Raw genomic sequence first — 18,646 nt, 5'->3', positions numbered from 1 at the left:
AACCCGTGTTACCGCCGTGAAAAGGCGGTGTCTTAACCCCTTGACCAACGGACCAAGTTCTGAGATTTTTATCTCGTTAACACTCTTACTATTATATCAGAGTATTCGATTTTGTCTATACTTTTTTCAAAAAAAAAATTAAATTTTGCTGAATTTCTTCGAATTTTACGTTAGTTTTTATCTAGCTTTTACAAAGTATTGACATGTTGCTATATATTTTGTAAACTAATAGAGTTATTGGTCCCATAGCTCAGCTGGATAGAGCATTCGCCTTCTAAGCGAACGGTCGCAGGTTCGAATCCTGCTGGGATCAGATGAAAAAACGCAATCTAGAATTTCTAGTTGCGTTTTTCTTTTGCTTCGATAGATAGAAAATAATTTAAAATAAACAAGGGGAGCAAAGTTGTATATAGACTGTATTCATATAAATATTGAGCAAACCAAGTTGAGGCTGCAACTCCTACCATAAAGGTAAAGATGATAATAGTAGTGTAAGAAGCTTGTTTAAGCACTTTGGAATCCCCCTCGTCAATAGCCCTGGCAACAGTTAATGAGGTATTCGTAATATTACCAGTCATCATGAAGGAAGCATAATTTACCCCTCTGACGCGCTTAAAAATCCCTACCTGAAGAGAGGCAAAGAAGGCCAAGCCTGCAATCGTAATAGTAGAAGAAACGTACGGTGTAATAATGGCGAGAATAGTCATCAAGAGAAAGGCAAGTCTAATCGCTTGCAAATGCCATCCCCATTTATGGTTAATGAGCCACTTCTTAACAAAAAAAACAAAAAACTGACCTAAAACAAAGAAAAAAATAGGTATTACATAGCTAAAAGCTCTTGCAATATGCCCCTCAACAAGGTGAATAACCAAATAAAGGAGATTACCCGTCTGTATACTTGCAAATCGTCCGTCTTGAGTATTGTAAGTATAGGCATCAATGAAGCCCCCTATATAACTTACTAGAGTTGCTACCCGTAATCCTTCAAAAACACGATAGGAGCGTTTTTTCATTCTGAACATGTCTGTTTCCTTCTTCTACTTATGGTAAGGACTTCCCTGCTGAATCATGAATGCACGATAAATTTGTTCCACTAATACAAGGCGCATAAGCTGATGAGGAAAAGTCAAGAGACCAAAACTCATCAATTGATTAGCCCTATTTTTCACTTTAGGGGATAGACCCAAACTTCCCCCTATAATAAAAGTAATATCTGAATAGCCTCTAAGAGTTGCTTGCTCTAACTCTTTAGCAAATTGTTCTGAGGGAAATTGTTTTCCTTCAATAGCTAAGGCAATGACATAATCACGATCACCTACCTTAGCCAAAATACGCTGTCCTTCTTTGTCTAAGATAGCTTTATTTTCAGCTTCGCTTGCATTATCAGGCGTTTTCTCATCCATCAACTCTATAGACTCAAATTTTGTAAAGCGTCCTAGTCGTTTGATATACTCTGCAATGCCATCTTTCAAATATTTTTCTTTCAATTTTCCAACTGTAATCAATTTAACTTTCATAGGTTCATTATAGCACATATCCACAATCTTTTAACACCTTATCCACACCTTTTCATATTTCATAACCCTTATTTATTCTATCTAAAATAGCCTATTATCTACTTATCCACAGATTGTGGATAACTTTCAAAAAAATCACTTTATGATATAATTAAGCTTACTTTGATATGTTTATCAAAAAGGAGGACTAAACGTGAAAAAATTTAACTGGAAAAAAATAGTAACGCCAATTGCAATGCTAGTTATTGGCTTACTAGGTGGTTTACTTGGTGCCTTTATCCTACTAACAGCAGCTGGGGTATCTTTTACCAATACAACAGATACAGGAGTCAAAACGGCTAAGACTGTCTACAGCAATACAACAGATACAACTAAGGCAGTTAAAAAAGTACAAAATGCCGTTGTTTCTGTCATTAATTACCAAGAAGGCTCATCTTCAGATTCCCTAAATGAACTTTATGGCCGTATCTTTGGTGGAGATGATAGTTCTGATTCTAGCCAAGACAAACCAAAAGATTCTGATGGGCTGCAAGTCGCTGGTGAAGGTTCTGGAGTCATCTATAAAAAAGATGGGAAAGAGGCCTACATCGTAACCAACAACCACGTTGTTGATGGTGCTAAAAAACTTGAAATCATGCTTTCAGATGGATCAAAGATTACTGGTGAACTGGTTGGTAAAGATACTTACTCTGACCTAGCAGTTGTCAAAGTTTCTTCAGATAAAATTAAAACCGTAGCAGAATTTGCAGACTCAAACTCTCTCACAGTCGGTGAGAAGGCAATTGCTATCGGTAGCCCACTTGGTACCGAATATGCCAACTCAGTAACAGAGGGAATTGTTTCTAGCCTTAGCCGTACCGTAACTATGCAAAACGACAATGGTGAAACTGTTTCAACAAATGCTATTCAAACAGATGCTGCCATTAACCCTGGTAACTCAGGTGGTGCCTTAGTCAATATCGAAGGACAAGTTATCGGTATTAACTCAAGTAAGATTTCATCAACGTCAGCAGTCGCTGGTAGCGCAGTTGAAGGTATGGGATTTGCCATTCCATCAAACGATGTTGTCGAGATTATAAATCAATTGGAAAAAGACGGTAAAGTTACACGACCAGCCCTAGGAATCTCAATGGCCGATCTTAATAGCCTTTCTAGCAGTGCAACCTCTAAATTAGATTTACCAGATGATGTGAAATCTGGAGTTGTAGTCGGCAGTGTTCAAAAAGGTATGCCAGCTGACGGTAAACTTCAAGAAAATGATGTTATCACTGAAATTAACGGTAAGGAAATCAGCTCAAAAACTGATATTCAAACCAATCTTTACAGCCATAGTATCGGAGATAATATCAAGGTAACATTCTATCGTGGTAAAGATAAGAAAACTGAAGAACTTAAATTAACAAAATCTACAGAAGACTTATCTGATTAATCATTGACAAATCTGTCAAAAGACCTTTACAATAATGTAAAGGTCTTTTTTGGGAAAGGAACACCATGTCAGAACAACTCAAAACTTTACCTATTAGTGAAATTTACCCCAATCCTTTTCAACCTCGTCTAGAATTCTCCGATGAAGAGTTAGTAGAACTAAGTCAGTCAATATCAGAAAATGGTTTAATACAACCAATTATTGTACGAAAATCTGACATTATTGGTTATGAACTAATTGCTGGAGAAAGACGTTTACGTGCCTGTAAACTTCTGGGAATGACAGAAATCCCTGCAGTCGTAAAGGAAGTTACAGATCAAGAGAGTCGTAAACAAGCTATTATTGAAAATTTACAACGATCGAATCTCAATCCTATTGAAGAAGCAAAGGCCTATCGTAGTTTAATTAATGAGCTAGCTTACAGTCACGAGGAACTGGCGAAAGCTATGGGGAAATCCAGACCCTATATTAGTAATGCTCTCAGACTCCTCCAACTTCCCCAAGAGATACAGACGAGTATCGAAAATGGCAAACTGAGTCAGGGACATGCTAGAGCACTCTTAGCTGTTGAGGATTCTCGAAAGCAGTTAACCATCTTTCAGCAGGTTGTGGCTGAAAGATGGTCTGTTCGTACTCTAGAAAAAAAACTTCAGGAACTTCCTAGAAAACAAAAATCTAAAAAAGATATCCATATAAAAGATAAAGAAAAAGAACTTGAAAAATCACTAGGTCTCCCTGTAACTCTACGTTATCACAAAAATCACTCGGGAACGATTCAAATACACTTTTCGACGGAAGAAGATTTTAACAGAATTATCAACAAGCTTATCTAGGCTGTTAATTGTGGAAAAAGATGAATCAGACTTATCCACATCGTAAAAATGATGCCCTCCCTTTATTTTAGAGGGTTTCTTTTTTTATCAACAGGTTGTGGATAACATTTGTTCTCAGTGTGAATTATTTTTTTATGGTTGTGGATAACCTCGCAAACTTTTCTCTTTATGACCTGTGGAAAACTTTTTTATTTTATGATAGAATCAGAGGACAAGAATAAAGAAGGAGAATTGATAGAATGACCGAAAAAGAGCATTTTTTTTGGAATAAGCTCTTAGAGCTGGCCAAAGAGGAACTAACACAAGCTACTTTTGATTATTATGTCCTAGATACCAAGCTCATCAAAATTCAAGATAACGTTGCTACAATTCTGCTTGAAGAAGTCAAGAAACTGTTCTGGGAAAAGAACATGCAATCTTTCATTTTGATGACTGGATTTGAAGTCTACAATAGTGAAATAAAAGTTGAATATGTCTTTGACGAGGCTCTCGTTAGCGAAACAAAAACAACTTTAGCAAGCAATGACTTCAGTAATAAAAGGGAACAACAAACACCTGCTCTTCCCACTTTGAACTCGGACTTAAATAGTAAATATACCTTTGATAATTTTATTCAAGGAGATGAAAACCGCTGGTCTGTAGCAGCATCTCTAGCTGTAGCTGATTCACCAGGAGCGACTTATAACCCTTTATTCATTTATGGGGGACCTGGTCTCGGAAAAACTCACTTGCTCAATGCCATTGGTAATAAGGTCTTACATGATAATCCCCAAGCACGAATCAAATACATAACTGCCGAAAATTTTATTAACGAGTTTGTTTTACATATCCGTTTAGATAAAATGGATGAACTAAAGCTCAAATACCGCCATCTAGACGTGCTTTTAATTGATGATATACAATCGTTGGCTAAAAAGTCTACGCAAGCCACTCAAGAGGAATTTTTCAATACTTTCAATGTCCTTCACGATAATAATAAACAAATTGTCTTGACTAGCGACCGCAATCCAGATCAATTGAATGAGATGGAAGAGCGTCTTGTCACGCGCTTCAAATGGGGCTTGACTGTAAATATTACACCGCCTGACTTTGAAACCCGAGTTGCTATTCTTACCAATAAGATTATGGACTATGATTACCATTTTCCACCTGAAACAATTGAGTATTTAGCTGGCCAATTCGACTCAAATGTCCGCGACTTAGAGGGAGCTTTGAAAGATATTAGCTTAGTTGCAAATGTCCGCCGGTTAGATACGATCACAGTTGAAGTAGCTGCCGAAGCTATTCGTGCACGTAAAATAGATGGCCCTAAGTTAACGCTCATTCCGATTGAAGACATCCAAAGTGAGGTTGGGAAATTTTATAATGTCACGGTTAAAGAGATTAAGGCAACTAAACGAACACAAAATATTGTCTTAGCTCGTCAGGTTGCCATGTATCTTGCGCGTGAAATGACTGATAACTCCCTTCCAAAAATTGGAAAAGAATTTGGAGGAAGAGATCACTCAACTGTTCTACATGCTTACAATAAAATCAAAAATATGCTTGCTCAAGATGACAGTTTACGCATTGAAATTGATACCATCAAAAACAAGATAAAATAACACCTGTGGATAACTACTAAAAATTATACACAGTTTTCCACAAGATGTGCACAAGTCTAAAATCTTGATAAAACTATGATTTAGATACTTATGCACAATGTCCACAAGACCTACTACTACTACTAACATAATACTAATAAAATAAAGGAGCATCATGATTCAATTTGCGATTAATAAAGCTTATTTCCTACAAGCCCTTCATACAACTCGACGTGCTATTTCTTCAAAAAATGCTATTCCCATTCTATCAACTATAAAAATCGAAGTTACTAGTGATGGTATCTATTTAACAGGTTCAAATGGACAAATCTCAATAGAGAATAGTATCTCTGCTTCAGAAGAAAATGCAGGTCTATTAATTACACGCCCAGGTAGTATCCTTTTAGAAGCGAACTTTTTCATCAATGTTGTCTCAAGCTTACCTGATGTTACTCTTACATTTGAAGAAATAGAACAATACCAAGTATTGCTAAAAAGTGGTAAATCAGAGATTACTCTAAAAGGAAAGGATATTGAACAATATCCTCGTATTCAAGAAGTTGACAGCTTGACACCACTAGTTATGGACACTAAAGTGTTAAAATCTATCATTGCTGAAACGTCATTTGCAGCAAGCACGCAAGAAAGTCGTCCAATTTTAACTGGAGTTCACTTTGTTCTTTCAAATCACAAAGATCTTAAAGCTGTTGCCACTGATTCTCATCGTATGAGTCAACGTCAACTTGTTTTGGAACATTCTTCAGATAATTTTGATGTAGTAATCCCAAGCCGATCACTTAAAGAGTTATCAGCAGTCTTTAGTGATGGTATTGAAAATTTGGAAATTTTCTTCTCCGCAAATCAAATTCTATTCCGTAGTGAGACAATCTCTTTTTACACACGTCTACTAGAAGGAAATTATCCAGATACTAATCGTCTCTTGTCAGATTCATTTGAAACAGAGGTTGTATTTGAGACAGCTAGCCTTCGTTCTGCTATGGAACGTTCCTATTTGATTTCAAATGCAAGTCAAAGTGGCACGGTGAAACTCGAAATCATCAATGGTAATGTTAGTGCTCATGTTAATTCACCTGAAGTCGGAAAGGTGAATGAAGATATTGATGTGCAAGACGTTTCAGGAAGTGATTTGATCATTAGTTTTAATCCCACTTACTTGATAGACGCTTTGAAAGCACTAAAAAGTGAGTCAGTTCGTGTTCGTTTCATTTCTCCAGTACGTCCATTTACTTTGACGCCAGCAGATGACAGTGAAAACTTTATTCAATTGATTACACCTGTAAGAACAAACTAAAATCGAAAAGTTATCCACTGTGGATAACTTTTTTACTAGGGAGGAAGTTTATGTACCAAATTGGAAGTTTAGTTGAAATGAAGAAACCCCATGCTTGTACTATCAGAGCAACAGGAAAAAAAGCTAACGAGTGGGAAGTGACCCGTCTTGGAGCTGACATAAAAATTCGTTGTACAAATTGTGATCATGTGGTCATGATGAGTCGTCATGATTTTGAAAAGAAGCTTAAAAAGGTTTTATAACAGCTATTATCGACGTCACTTACTACTAGATTCTTATATTAGAAACTTATAACACTCTGGCAAAATAAAAAGTATCTAGGGCTCCTAATCGTCCTCCTTATAGCATTTTTCCTTGCTTTCCTTTTTCTGATTCTCAAAGGAAAGTTGCCTATTTTTAACAATTTTTGTGTTATAATTAACTAAATTACTTTTTAATGGAGAAATAAATTAATGGCTTTAACAGCAGGTATTGTTGGTTTGCCGAATGTTGGTAAATCAACTCTTTTCAATGCAATTACAAAAGCAGGTGCGGAAGCTGCTAACTATCCTTTCGCAACAATTGATCCAAATGTTGGTATGGTTGAAGTACCAGATGACCGTTTGACAAAATTGACTGAACTTATCACACCTAAAAAGACAGTTCCAACCACATTTGAGTTCACAGATATTGCGGGTATCGTAAAAGGGGCATCAAAGGGTGAAGGTCTTGGAAATAAGTTCTTGGCGAACATTCGTGAAGTAGATGCTATTGTTCATGTCGTTCGTGCTTTCGATGATGAAAATGTTATGCGTGAACAAGGGCGTGAGGATGCCTTTGTAGATCCGATGGCTGATATCGATACAATCAACCTAGAATTGATTTTGGCTGACCTTGAATCAATTAACAAACGTTATGCGCGTGTCGAAAAAATCGCTCGTACTCAAAAGGATAAAGATTCTGTGGCAGAGTTTAATATTCTTCAAAAGATTAAACCCGTTCTAGAAGATGGTAAGTCTGCCCGTACAATTGATTTTACTGAGGAAGAACAAAAAATTGTTAAGGGGCTCTTCCTCTTGACGACGAAACCAGTACTTTATGTGGCTAACGTTGATGAAGACCAAGTCGCAAATCCTGATGATATTGATTATGTCAAACAAATTCGCGAGTTTGCAGCGACTGAAAATGCAGAAGTAGTTGTTATCTCGGCTCGTGTTGAGGAAGAAATTTCTGAATTGGATGATGAAGACAAAGAAATGTTCTTGGAAGACCTTGGTTTGACAGAATCAGGAGTTGATAAACTGACACGCGCAGCCTATCACTTGCTTGGTCTTGGAACTTATTTCACTGCCGGTGAAAAAGAGGTCCGCGCTTGGACCTTTAAACGAGGAATCAAGGCTCCACAAGCAGCTGGAATTATCCACTCTGACTTCGAGAAAGGCTTTATCCGTGCTGTAACCATGTCTTACGATGATCTCATTAAATACGGTTCTGAGAAAGCTGTTAAGGAAGCTGGCCGCCTTCGTGAAGAAGGAAAAGAATATGTTGTCCAAGATGGTGACATCATGGAATTCCGTTTCAACGTTTAGAAAATAAAAAATAGTGCACAAGGCTGAAAAGTATTTTTCAGTCCTTTTGCTGTTTATCAAAGAGGAGAAATAATGACAAAATTAGTAGTTGGATTGGGAAACCCTGGTTCAAAATACCATGAAACACGTCACAATGTTGGTTTTATGGCTATCGACCTAATGGCTAAAGAATTAGGATTAACTTTTTCTGAGGAAAAGACTTTTAAGGCTGAAGTGGCTTCGACCTTTTTAAATGGTGAGAAGGTTTATTTTGTGAAACCAACAACCTTTATGAATCTATCAGGTCTAGCTGTTAGAGCATTACTAGCTTATTACAATATTCCTATAGAGGATTTTATCGTCATTTACGATGACTTAGATATGGAAGTTGGGAAATTGCGCTTTCGTCAAAAAGGTTCAGCAGGTGGTCATAATGGGATTAAATCTATCATTGCTGAAACTGGCACGCAAGAATTTGATCGTATAAAAATTGGTATTGGCCGCCCACAGAAAGGAATGACGGTCGTTAATCATGTCCTTGGAAAATTTAGTGAAGATGATTATGCCACAATTTTACTGACTTTAGACAAGGTAGAGACGGCCCTCAATCATTACCTTAAAACAAATGATTTTGAAGACACCATGAGGCGTTATAATGGCTAATACCCTATTAGATCTTTTTGAGAAGAATCATCAATTGCTTGAGTGGCGTGATAAAGTAACTTTATTGAGTAGACAGTTGGTCATGGGATTTTCTGGTTCCAGCAAGGCAGTTGTCATGGCAGCTGCCCTTTCTGAGCAGGTTCCTAAGATTTTAATCGTTACTTCAACACAAAATGAAGCTGAGCAACTAACAGGAGATTTGTCAGCTATCTTAGGAGAGGATAAGGTTTATTCTTTTTTTGCAGATGATGTAGTAGCTGCAGAGTTCATCTTCGCTTCTCCAGAAAAGACCCATTCTCGTCTCGAAAGTCTTAATTTTTTAATGGATAAAGAGGCCAGTGGGGTTTTGGTCACGAGTTTGGTTGGTACTAAGTTACATTTGCCTAATCCTAAGGTTTATAAAAACTCTCGCATTGACTTAACACTAGGGGAGGAACATGATTTAGAGGCTCTCAGTAAGCATCTGACTCATATTGGATACCAAAGAGTAGAGCAAGTTCTCTCACCTGGTGAGTTTAGTCGTAGGGGCGATATTTTAGATATTTATGAACTGACTGCAGAACTCCCCTACCGTTTAGAATTTTTTGGAGACGAGATTGATGGCATTCGTCAGTTTGATAGCGATAGTCAGAAATCTTTAGATAATTTAGGGCATGTTATCGTATCTCCGGCAGATGATATTATCTTAACAAGAGAAGATTACCAACGTGCTGAGAAGGCCCTAGAAAGTGCGGTCTCAAAGGTAGAAGGTCCTCATAAGGATTATCTTGAGGAAGTTCTATCAGTGACGATTGATGGTTACCGCCATAAAGATTTACGTAAGTTTTTGTCTCTCTTTTATGATAAAGCTTACACCTTATTTGACTACCTTCCAAAGGGAACTCCTGTCTTCATTGATGATTTTCAAAAGATAGTGGACCGCCATGGACGTCTTGAGTTGGAGGTGGCTAATCTTTTAACTGAGGATCTTCATCAGGGCAAGTCCCTGAGTCATCTAAACTACTTAGTAGATTCATTTAAGACTTTACGTAACTATCAGCCAGCTAGTTTCTTTTCGAATTTTCATAAGGGATTGGGAAATATTAAATTTGATAAGTTGTATCAATTCACTCAATACCCTATGCAGGAGTTTTTCAACCAATTTCCGCTACTGGTTGACGAAATTCATCGTTATACTAAGAATAAGGCAACGGTTATTTTACAAGTAGGGTCTGAGAAGCAGCTCAAATCTTTGAAGGAAACCTTGGAAGAATATGATTTAGATTTACCACTTAGTAGTTTTGGAAATTTGATTCCTCATAAGCCTCAGTTAGTCCTAGGAAACTTATCCAATGGTTTTTACTTTGCGGATGAAAAGCTTGTTCTTGTCACTGAACGTGAGATTTTTCATAAAAAAGTAAAACGTCGTGCGCGTGCCAGTCACGTTTCCAATGCTGAACGTCTCAAAGATTATAATGAACTTGAAAAAGGTGATTATGTTGTACACCAGACACATGGTATCGGACAATTTAAAGGTATCGAGACTATTGAGATTAAAGGGGTGCATCGTGACTACTTGACCATCCAATATCAGGATGCTGCAACAATTTCTCTACCTGTTGAGCAGATTGAGAGTCTCTCTAAGTATGTGTCAGCGGACGGGAAAGAGCCTAAAATTAATAAACTCAATGATGGGCGTTTCCAAAAAACTAAACAAAAAGTAAGCAAGCAAGTAGAGGATATTGCCGATGATCTCTTAAACCTTTACGCTGAGCGTAGTCAACTTAAAGGTTTTGCATTTTCACCAGATGATGATAATCAAAGGGATTTTGATGATGATTTCTCTTATGCTGAGACAGTGGATCAACTGCGTTCCATTAAGGAAGTTAAGGCGGACATGGAGTCAGACAAGCCCATGGATCGTCTCTTGGTTGGTGATGTTGGTTTTGGTAAGACAGAGGTAGCTATGCGTGCTGCCTTCAAGGCGGTTAATGATGGGAAGCAAGTTGCTATTCTAGTTCCTACAACAGTTCTTGCCCATCAGCACTATTTGAATTTTAAAGAACGTTTTGAAAACCATGCTGTTGAGGTAGATGAACTCAGTCGTTTTAGAAGTAAAAAAGAGCAAAATGAGACTATTGAAAATCTCGCTAAAGGGCGTATTGATATTATTATCGGTACCCACCGCCTGTTGTCTAAGGATGTTAAGTTTTATGATTTAGGCTTGCTAGTAATTGATGAAGAACAACGTTTTGGCGTGAAGCATAAAGAGAAACTTAAGGAGTTGAAAGCTAAGGTTGATGTTCTTACTCTAACTGCGACACCTATTCCTCGTACGCTCCATATGTCTATGTTGGGTATTCGTGATTTGTCGATTATTGAGACAGCACCTACCAACCGTTATCCAGTTCAAACTTATGTTATGGAAACCAATTCTGGTCTTATTCGAGAAGCGATATTAAGGGAGATGGACCGAGGTGGCCAGATTTTTTATATTTATAATCGTGTTGAAACCATTGATCAAAAAGTTTCTGAACTGCATGAGCTAGTCCCTGAAGCACGTATCGGATTTGTTCATGGTCAGATGAGTGAGGTTATGTTGGAGAATACCCTCTTGGATTTCTTGAATGGTGATTACGATGTTTTGGTAGCAACGACCATTATCGAAACAGGAATTGATATCTCCAATGTTAATACACTTTTCATTGAGAATGCAGATCATATGGGCTTGTCTACTCTTTATCAGCTAAGAGGTCGCGTGGGACGTAGTAATCGAATTGCCTATGCCTACCTCATGTATCATCCTGACAAAGTGTTGACAGAAGTCTCAGAGAAGCGTTTGGATGCTATTAAGGGGTTTACAGAACTGGGATCAGGTTTCAAAATTGCTATGCGTGATTTATCGATTCGCGGTGCAGGGAATATTCTCGGTTCTTCTCAAAGCGGTTTCATTGACTCAGTCGGATTTGAAATGTACTCGCAACTATTGGAAGAGGCTATCAATAAGCGTCAAGGTAAAACTCAAGTTCGCCGTAAAGGAAATGCAGAGTTCAATCTTCAGATTGATGCTTACCTCCCTTCTGACTATATTTCTGACGAGCGCCAAAAAATTGAAATTTATAAGCGCATTCGAGAAATTGAGAATCAGAAAGACTATCAAGACCTTCAAGATGAGCTTATTGACCGCTTTGGAGAATATCCAGACCAAGTTGCCTATCTCATTGAGATTGGTCTGGTTAAGGCATATCTAGATGCTGCCTTTGCAGAATTAGTCGAGCGTAAGAACGATACTATCACTGTTCGTTTCGAAAAATCCTCTCTTAAATTCTTCTTGACTCAAGACTATTTCGAATCCATTTCTAAAACGCATTTAAAAGCAAAAATCAGTGATAACCAGGGGAAAGTAGAGATTACTTTTGATGTTCGTAACAAGAAAGACTATGAAATTCTTGAAGAATTAAAGATTTTTGGTCAGACATTTATGGAAATTAAAAAACGTAAAGAAAAAAAAGAAGCTTAAGGAAAGTTTAAGTAAGTCTCTATATACTATAAAACATCCTAAAACTTTTCTTTTTCATAAATCTCCTGAGAGGGTCGACTAGTGTCGGTCCTCTTATTTTTGTGTTTGAAAAGGCTTTAGTCACCTATTTTCTAAAAAAAATGCTATCATAGAAGAGATATCCTAACGAAAAGGAAACAGTAACATTGAGATTAGACAAATATTTAAAAGTATCACGAATTATCAAACGTCGTCCAGTGGCTAAAGAAGTAGCTGATAAAGGACGTATTAAAGTAAATGGTGTACTCGCTAAGTCATCTACAGATTTGAAAATCGGTGATCAAGTGGAAGTTCGTTTTGGAAATAAACTCTTGGCTGTTCGTGTTCTAGAAATGAAAGACAGTACGAAAAAAGAAGATGCGGCAAAAATGTACGAGATTATAAGTGAAACAAGGATTGAAGCAGATGAGCAAGAAGCCTAATATTGTACAGCTTACGAACGATTACATTGATAATGCCAATCAAGAGCAACGATTAGAGCGTGCCGAACATGAACAAAGGAATCGCTTTATGGGGTGGATTCTCTTTGTGGTTGTTTTACTCTTTATCTTGCCAACCTATAATCTGGTTGAAACTTATATGAATATTAAACAGCAAGAGAAGGAAGTTTTGTCATTCCAGAAAGACTATGATAAATTGTCAGATCAGACAAAGGAACGAAAGGATTTGGCTAAAAAACTTAAGGATGATGCTTTCGCTGAGAAATATGCGCGTGCTAAGTATTACTATTCACATGAAGGAGAGTCTATCTATCCTGTACCAAGCTTATTACCCTAATGAAAGATTTACTAAAAACTATAGAAACTTTTTTAACCTATTCAGAAGCTAAGTTAGAGGCACTATCAGAAAAAAATCAGCAACTTAAAACGGATGTACAGAGGAAAGAGGAGGTGAAGAAACAAGCATGAAAAAGCTCTTAATAGCTGCAACTGCTGTGCTTGTTTCTTCCAGTCCTTTAATCCTACTTCCTATGGAGAAGGAGCTAATTCTGACCTCAAAACAGGTCCAAAAGTTGACTCAAAACACTACAGTTAGTCTGAGTCAGTTTAAACAGATTCCTAAAAATCCACAAACAGTAACAAGTATCCTAACTTATAAGAACAAGGAATTAACAGATTTTAAGACCAATATTCAAGCAGATACCAAACTATCAATTTCTGCTATTTCTTGGAATGCTAAAGGTGAACCTGTTTTCCAACTTCAAGATGGTGATTATGTAGCAGCTAGTCAGGAATCAATTATTGATGATAGTGTCTATAATCAAAAACCAGTAGACATGACCTTATGGACTAAAGATGACTTAACAGTTTACAAAGAACCCTATGTTTCAGGTACTGAAAAAGCTGACTCTAAACTCGCTAGTTTCAAACCGATAAAGGTTAGCCGAGCTGCCCAGACGCATGCTGGGACTTATTATTTTGCAGATGGAGAAGGTTGGATCAATGCCTATGACTTGTCAACTACTGATAATCGCATCGAGGCTGTTCAAAAAGTACTAAACGAGAAGTATAACAATCAAGAGAGCATCTCAGTTTATGTTAAGCAGCTTGATACAGACCGCATAGCAGCTATCAATGACGAAAAAAGCATGTATGCTGCTAGCGTAGCCAAGTTAGGTGTCCTCTATTATGCACAGGAACGTCTGTCGCATAAGAAGTTATCTTTATCAGATGAGTACCAATATACCTCTGCTGTGAATGAATTCCCAGGTGCTTATGATCCAGATGGCTCAGGAAAGATTAGTAAGATGCCTGATGACAAAAATTATAGCTTGGAAAACTTGTTAAAGGCTGTAGCCCAAAATTCAGATAATGTGGCGACAAATATATTAGGTTATTATGTAGCCAATCAGTATGATAAAGACTTCCAAAAATCAGTAGATAAAGCCGCAGCGACTTCATGGAATATGGATAAAAAGGAGTTGACTGCTAGAGCCGCAGGTACTTTGATGGAGGCTGTTTATAGACAAAATGGAGATATTATCAATTATCTTTCAAGTACAGACTATGATGGCGAACGTATTTCAAAAAATATTGATGTCCCTGTCGCTCATAAAATAGGGGATGCCTACGACTTTAAACACGATGTTGCTATTGTTTATGCAGATTCACCCTTTATTCTATCGATTTTTACGGATAAAGAGGGCTATGACAAAATCACCTCAATTGCAGATGATGTTTATGGAATTTTAAGATAATGACAGAAAAATTGTTGCAAATGATGCAAGAAAAGGGTTATTTTAACCAACACAAGAAAATTTTAGTAGCAGTATCAGGTGGAGCAGACTCGATGAGTTTGCTGCACTTTTTGTATAACCATCAAAAAGATTTGGATATTCAGCTGGGCATTGCTCACGTTAACCATAAGCAACGGCAAGAATCGGAGTACGAAGAAGATTATTTACGTCATTGGGCAAAGGAACATAAGATTCCTTTTCACTATAGCGCATTCTCAGGAAAGTTTTCAGAAAATGCCGCCCGTACTTTTCGCTATGATTTTTTTAAGCAGATTATGAAAGAAGCTGACTACTCTGCTCTTGTCACGGCCCATCATGCTGATGATCAGGCCGAGACGATTTTTATGAGACTCTTGAGAGGAAGTCGTTTAAGACATCTGAGTGGGATTTGTGATGTAAGATCATTTGGCACTGGTCAGATTATTCGTCCCTTTTTGCATATTCCGAAAGCGCAACTTCCCATAACCTTTCATTTTGAAGATAAGAGTAATTCTTCTTTAGCCTATCTCCGAAATCGCATTAGACTGACCTATATCCCTACTCTATCTCAGGAAAATCCTAAATTTAAGGAGCATCTTTGTCTTCTAGCAGATGAGCTTGCCCTTATGGGAAAAGCATTAGAGGAGTTAACGAAGGATATTACTATAACCGATTTGTCTGTTTTTCAACAACAGACAGATGCTGTCCAACACCTTCTTATTCAGAGTTATTTAGAATCCTTTCCTGATTTACAGCTTTCAAAAGGTCAGTTCAATCAATTGATGAGTTACCTAAGAAAAAAAACTTCAGGAAAGATGCCACTAAAAAATGGTTACGTGTTAGTCAAAACACAGACGGATTTTTTAATAACCAAAGAAGAGTCTATCCTCCTATCTCCTCCAAGTCTCCTAGAATTTGGAAAATCTATTGTGTTTGAGGAACACACATTAATTTTTTCTGAACCATATATCGTTTCTAACGTGAATACTATTAATATTTGGTCAGATGCCCCGATACTGATTCGTCATAGACATGAAGGTGATGTGATTGACTTGGGTACTCACCACAAAAAAATAAGACGATTATTCATAGACAATAAAATTCCATATAAGGAGCGACAAAAAGCTATTATAGGAGAACAAGATGGTCAGATTATCTTTCTTTATGTCTCCGGGCGTCTCTATTTGAAAAAAAAGCCCGAAAATGCTATACTTTATGGCACTGTGGTGATTTATAAGAATTTCTAATCAAATGCCATGTTTAAATAACGACGATTGAAGTAAAAGTGTTATAATAAGAGAATATTGACTTCGAGAAAGGGAAACCAAATGTTAGAAAAAGACATTAAAAAAATCCTCTTTTCCCAAGAGGATATCGTAACTAAAACTAAAGAGCTAGGTCAACAATTGACAAAGGATTATGCGGAGAAAAATCCTTTACTAGTCTGTGTTTTGAAAGGTGCTGTTCCATTTATGGCAGAACTTATCAAACATATCGATACCCATATTGAGATGGACTTTATGGTCGTTTCAAGTTATGGTGGTGGAACTGTCAGCAGTGGTGAAGTAAAGATTCTTAAAGATGTTGACACTAATGTTGAAGGACGAGACATCATCTTTATTGAAGATATCATTGATACGGGTCGTACGCTCCTTTATCTTCGAGATATGTTCAAGTACCGTAAAGCCAATTCAGTCAAAATCGCAACTCTTTTTGATAAACCAGAAGGTCGTGTTGTTGATATTGAGGCAGATTACGTATGTTACGATGTTCCTAATGAATTTATCGTTGGTTTCGGACTAGACTATGATGAAAAATACCGTAACCTCCCTTATGTTGGTGTCCTAAAAGAAGAAATTTATACAAAATAAGTAAAGGTCTAATTAATTTATGAATAATAAAAATAATAATGGCTTCTTACGGAACGCTTTTCTCTACATCATAGTTATTATCGCGGTTGTAACCGGAGTACAATACTTTGCAGGAGGAAGCCAAAGCCCAAGTCAACATTTGTCTTACACACAGTTGGTTAAGAAAATTGAAGATGGTAAGGTAAAATCTATCACATATCAGCCAGATGGTAGTATCATTGAAGTTAAAGGTAGCTACAAAAAGGCTGAAAAGGTTGATACTGACCTTAGTCTACCATTTTTAGGTAGTGCATCATCAGAGACACGTAGCTTTACATCGACTGTGCTGCAGAATGAAACAACTATGCAGAAATTGCAGTCAGAATCAGAAGCAGCTGATGTTAATGTTAAAATGATACGTGAAAGTTCAAGTGGTGCTTGGATTTCATATCTTTTTAGTTACCTACCTTTGATTGGGATTGCTATTTTCTTCCTTTTCATGATGAATCAAGGCGGTAACCGCGGTGCCATGAACTTTGGCCGTAATCGTGCTAAAACCCAGTCAAAAGAAAATATTAAAGTTCGCTTTACAGATGTAGCCGGTGCAGAAGAAGAAAAAGAAGAACTTGTAGAAGTAGTAGATTTCCTCAAAAATCCACGTAAATATAAAGCTCTGGGTGCACGTATTCCTAAAGGAGTCCTCCTCGAAGGCCCTCCAGGAACAGGTAAAACCCTCCTTGCTAAAGCAGTGGCTGGTGAAGCTGATGTACCATTCTTTAGCATCTCAGGTTCTGATTTTGTAGAAATGTTTGTCGGTGTTGGAGCTAGTCGTGTCCGTAGTCTGTTTGAAGATGCTAAAAAGGCAGAACGTGCTATTATCTTTATTGATGAAATTGATGCTGTTGGTCGTCGTCGTGGTACTGGAATGGGCGGCGGTAACGACGAACGTGAACAAACCCTTAACCAACTGTTGATAGAAATGGATGGTTTTGATGGAAATGAGAATATCATTGTCATTGCTGCAACCAACCGCAGTGATGTTCTTGATCCAGCCCTCCTACGTCCAGGACGTTTTGACCGTAAAGTTCTTGTCGGACGCCCAGATGTAAAAGGTCGTGAAGCCATTTTGAAAGTACATGCTAAGAATAAACCATTGGCTGAAGATGTTGACCTTAAAGTTGTTGCTCAGCAAACCCCAGGTTTTGTTGGAGCTGACTTAGAGAATGTCTTGAATGAAGCAGCCCTAGTTGCTGCACGACGTAGTAAGACTAGAATTGATGCTAGTGATATCGACGAAGCAGAGGATCGTGTTATTGCTGGACCATCTAAGAAAGACCGCCAAGTTTCAGAACACGAACGTAAAGTTGTGGCTTACCATGAAGCAGGTCATACAATTGTTGGTTTAACACTTTCTAGCGCTCGTGATGTTCACAAGGTTACTATTGTTCCACGAGGTCGCGCAGGTGGTTATATGATTTCTCTACCAAAAGAGGATCAGATGTTGTCATCTAAAGATGAGCTAAAAGAACAATTGGCAGGCCTTATGGGTGGACGTGTTGCGGAAGAAATTATTTTCAACGTTCAAACCTCAGGCGCTTCAAATGACTTTGAGCAAGCAACACAGTTAGCACGTGCAATGGTTACTGAATATGGTATGAGCGAAAAACTTGGACCAGTCCAATATGAAGGTAATCATGCGATGAATCCAGGACAATTTACGACAGATAAGTCTTACTCAGCTCATACAGCTCAACTTATTGACGAAGAAATTCGATCACTTTTAGTTGAGGCACATGACAAAGCAGCTGAAATTATCAATGCAAACCGAGAAACACATGCTCTCATTGCAGAAGCTTTGCTTAAGTATGAAACACTTGACGCTGCACAAATCAAGTCAATTTATGAGACTGGTAAGATGCCGGAGGATTCTCTTGGAGATTCAGAAGAAGATAATCATGCCCTATCTTACGATGAAGTCAAAGAAAGAATTGAAAATAAAAATAAAGATGAAGAAGAGTAAGGAGTTTTACTCTTCTTTTTTAGATAAATCGAGAGAAGAAATACTATTAAAAATATTATAAAAAAAGAAAATTAAAATCAACACAAGTTATTGACAAGACAAGATAGAGATGATATTATAAATAAGCTGTTTCGGAAGA

General features: G+C 37.5%; 17 protein-coding genes and 1 tRNA gene. 16 read left to right on the top strand and 2 right to left on the bottom strand.

Translation table 11 applies throughout. The features are described from left to right. Positions 1–239: 239 nt before the first annotated feature. Positions 240–313: transfer RNA gene (locus RDY04_RS09230), tRNA-Arg, on the top strand. Between the two features lie 25 nt (positions 314–338). Here RDY04_RS09230 and RDY04_RS09225 read toward each other — a convergent pair. After that, the gene (locus RDY04_RS09225; RefSeq protein WP_303952491.1) at positions 339–1,022 is read right to left on the bottom strand and encodes a YoaK family protein; all 684 of its coding nucleotides are present in this window, start codon (positions 1,020–1,022) and stop codon (positions 339–341) included. A 15-nt stretch (positions 1,023–1,037) separates the two neighbouring features. Further along, the gene (gene rlmH, locus RDY04_RS09220) at positions 1,038–1,517 is read right to left on the bottom strand and encodes a 23S rRNA (pseudouridine(1915)-N(3))-methyltransferase RlmH (protein WP_303952493.1); all 480 of its coding nucleotides are present in this window, start codon (positions 1,515–1,517) and stop codon (positions 1,038–1,040) included. Positions 1,518–1,710: 193 nt separating this feature from the next. Here rlmH and RDY04_RS09215 point away from each other — a divergent pair, with 193 nt between their 5' ends. The 15 genes from RDY04_RS09215 (at position 1,711) to ftsH (ending at position 18,507) form a co-directional block, all read left to right on the top strand. Beyond that, positions 1,711–2,946: a S1C family serine protease gene (locus RDY04_RS09215; RefSeq protein ID WP_303952495.1), complete on the top strand. Its 1,236-nt coding sequence runs from the start codon at positions 1,711–1,713 to the stop codon at positions 2,944–2,946. Between the two features lie 65 nt (positions 2,947–3,011). Continuing rightward, positions 3,012–3,779, top strand: coding sequence for a ParB/RepB/Spo0J family partition protein (locus RDY04_RS09210; protein WP_303952497.1), 768 nt, complete (start codon positions 3,012–3,014; stop codon positions 3,777–3,779). 239 nt (positions 3,780–4,018) lie between these two features. Beyond that, positions 4,019–5,383 carry a chromosomal replication initiator protein DnaA gene (gene dnaA / locus RDY04_RS09205; RefSeq protein WP_303952498.1) on the top strand — a complete coding sequence of 455 codons (1,365 nt, stop codon included), beginning with the start codon at positions 4,019–4,021 and terminating at the stop codon, positions 5,381–5,383. A gap of 154 nt (positions 5,384–5,537) precedes the next feature. After that, a complete protein-coding gene (dnaN, locus tag RDY04_RS09200) occupies positions 5,538–6,674 on the top strand; it encodes a DNA polymerase III subunit beta (RefSeq protein WP_303952500.1) in 1,137 nt (378 codons plus the stop codon). Between the two features lie 50 nt (positions 6,675–6,724). Further along, complete coding sequence (locus tag RDY04_RS09195) at positions 6,725–6,916, top strand: DUF951 domain-containing protein (protein ID WP_303952501.1); 192 nt, start codon at positions 6,725–6,727, stop codon at positions 6,914–6,916. A 210-nt stretch (positions 6,917–7,126) separates the two neighbouring features. Beyond that, entirely contained in the window at positions 7,127–8,242 is a 1,116-nt protein-coding gene (ychF, locus tag RDY04_RS09190) for a redox-regulated ATPase YchF (RefSeq protein ID WP_303952503.1), read from the top strand. A gap of 72 nt (positions 8,243–8,314) precedes the next feature. Continuing rightward, positions 8,315–8,884 (top strand): aminoacyl-tRNA hydrolase, encoded by a 570-nt coding sequence (gene pth / locus RDY04_RS09185; RefSeq protein WP_014633748.1) that lies wholly within the window; start codon positions 8,315–8,317, stop codon positions 8,882–8,884. After that, entirely contained in the window at positions 8,877–12,383 is a 3,507-nt protein-coding gene (mfd, locus tag RDY04_RS09180; RefSeq protein WP_303952505.1) for a transcription-repair coupling factor, read from the top strand. Before pth ends, mfd begins: the two co-directional genes overlap by 8 nt. Before the next feature lie 185 nt (positions 12,384–12,568). Then, on the top strand, positions 12,569–12,844 hold the full coding sequence (locus RDY04_RS09175; RefSeq protein WP_303952507.1) for an RNA-binding S4 domain-containing protein: 276 nt from the start codon (positions 12,569–12,571) through the stop codon (positions 12,842–12,844). Continuing rightward, complete coding sequence (locus RDY04_RS09170; RefSeq protein ID WP_303952524.1) at positions 12,828–13,199, top strand: septum formation initiator family protein; 372 nt, start codon at positions 12,828–12,830, stop codon at positions 13,197–13,199. The genes RDY04_RS09175 and RDY04_RS09170 overlap by 17 nt, the downstream gene beginning before the upstream one ends. After that, positions 13,199–13,330, top strand: a complete 132-nt coding sequence (locus tag RDY04_RS09165; RefSeq protein WP_303952509.1) for an SP_0009 family protein — start codon at positions 13,199–13,201, stop codon at positions 13,328–13,330. Before RDY04_RS09170 ends, RDY04_RS09165 begins: the two co-directional genes overlap by 1 nt. Continuing rightward, complete coding sequence (locus tag RDY04_RS09160) at positions 13,327–14,619, top strand: serine hydrolase (protein ID WP_303952510.1); 1,293 nt, start codon at positions 13,327–13,329, stop codon at positions 14,617–14,619. The genes RDY04_RS09165 and RDY04_RS09160 overlap by 4 nt, the downstream gene beginning before the upstream one ends. After that, entirely contained in the window at positions 14,619–15,884 is a 1,266-nt protein-coding gene (gene tilS, locus RDY04_RS09155) for a tRNA lysidine(34) synthetase TilS (protein ID WP_303952512.1), read from the top strand. The genes RDY04_RS09160 and tilS overlap by 1 nt, the downstream gene beginning before the upstream one ends. 81 nt (positions 15,885–15,965) lie before the next feature. After that, on the top strand, positions 15,966–16,508 hold the full coding sequence (hpt, locus tag RDY04_RS09150; RefSeq protein ID WP_303952513.1) for a hypoxanthine phosphoribosyltransferase: 543 nt from the start codon (positions 15,966–15,968) through the stop codon (positions 16,506–16,508). Between the two features lie 19 nt (positions 16,509–16,527). Further along, positions 16,528–18,507 carry an ATP-dependent zinc metalloprotease FtsH gene (gene ftsH, locus RDY04_RS09145; protein ID WP_308000905.1) on the top strand — a complete coding sequence of 660 codons (1,980 nt, stop codon included), beginning with the start codon at positions 16,528–16,530 and terminating at the stop codon, positions 18,505–18,507. Positions 18,508–18,646 lie beyond the last annotated feature (139 nt).

Origin of the sequence: uncultured Streptococcus sp., assembly GCF_902463925.1 — a bacterium.
GTDB lineage: Bacteria > Bacillota > Bacilli > Lactobacillales > Streptococcaceae > Streptococcus.
This window is presented reverse-complemented; position numbering and strand designations above follow the sequence as displayed.

Excerpts from the sequence above, each read along its gene's own strand:
- RDY04_RS09225 (WP_303952491.1), bottom strand. The coding sequence starts at position 1,022 with ATGTTCAGAATGAAAAAACGCTCCTATCGTGTTTTTGAAGGATTACGG.
- rlmH (WP_303952493.1), bottom strand. The coding sequence starts at position 1,517 with ATGAAAGTTAAATTGATTACAGTTGGAAAATTGAAAGAAAAATATTTG.
- RDY04_RS09210 (WP_303952497.1), top strand. The coding sequence starts at position 3,012 with ATGTCAGAACAACTCAAAACTTTACCTATTAGTGAAATTTACCCCAAT.
- dnaA (WP_303952498.1), top strand. The coding sequence starts at position 4,019 with ATGACCGAAAAAGAGCATTTTTTTTGGAATAAGCTCTTAGAGCTGGCC.
- dnaN (WP_303952500.1), top strand. The coding sequence starts at position 5,538 with ATGATTCAATTTGCGATTAATAAAGCTTATTTCCTACAAGCCCTTCAT.
- RDY04_RS09195 (WP_303952501.1), top strand. The coding sequence starts at position 6,725 with ATGTACCAAATTGGAAGTTTAGTTGAAATGAAGAAACCCCATGCTTGT.
- ychF (WP_303952503.1), top strand. The coding sequence starts at position 7,127 with ATGGCTTTAACAGCAGGTATTGTTGGTTTGCCGAATGTTGGTAAATCA.
- pth (WP_014633748.1), top strand. The coding sequence starts at position 8,315 with ATGACAAAATTAGTAGTTGGATTGGGAAACCCTGGTTCAAAATACCAT.
- mfd (WP_303952505.1), top strand. The coding sequence starts at position 8,877 with ATGGCTAATACCCTATTAGATCTTTTTGAGAAGAATCATCAATTGCTT.
- RDY04_RS09170 (WP_303952524.1), top strand. The coding sequence starts at position 12,828 with ATGAGCAAGAAGCCTAATATTGTACAGCTTACGAACGATTACATTGAT.
- RDY04_RS09165 (WP_303952509.1), top strand. The coding sequence starts at position 13,199 with ATGAAAGATTTACTAAAAACTATAGAAACTTTTTTAACCTATTCAGAA.
- RDY04_RS09160 (WP_303952510.1), top strand. The coding sequence starts at position 13,327 with ATGAAAAAGCTCTTAATAGCTGCAACTGCTGTGCTTGTTTCTTCCAGT.
- tilS (WP_303952512.1), top strand. The coding sequence starts at position 14,619 with ATGACAGAAAAATTGTTGCAAATGATGCAAGAAAAGGGTTATTTTAAC.
- hpt (WP_303952513.1), top strand. The coding sequence starts at position 15,966 with ATGTTAGAAAAAGACATTAAAAAAATCCTCTTTTCCCAAGAGGATATC.
- ftsH (WP_308000905.1), top strand. The coding sequence starts at position 16,528 with ATGAATAATAAAAATAATAATGGCTTCTTACGGAACGCTTTTCTCTAC.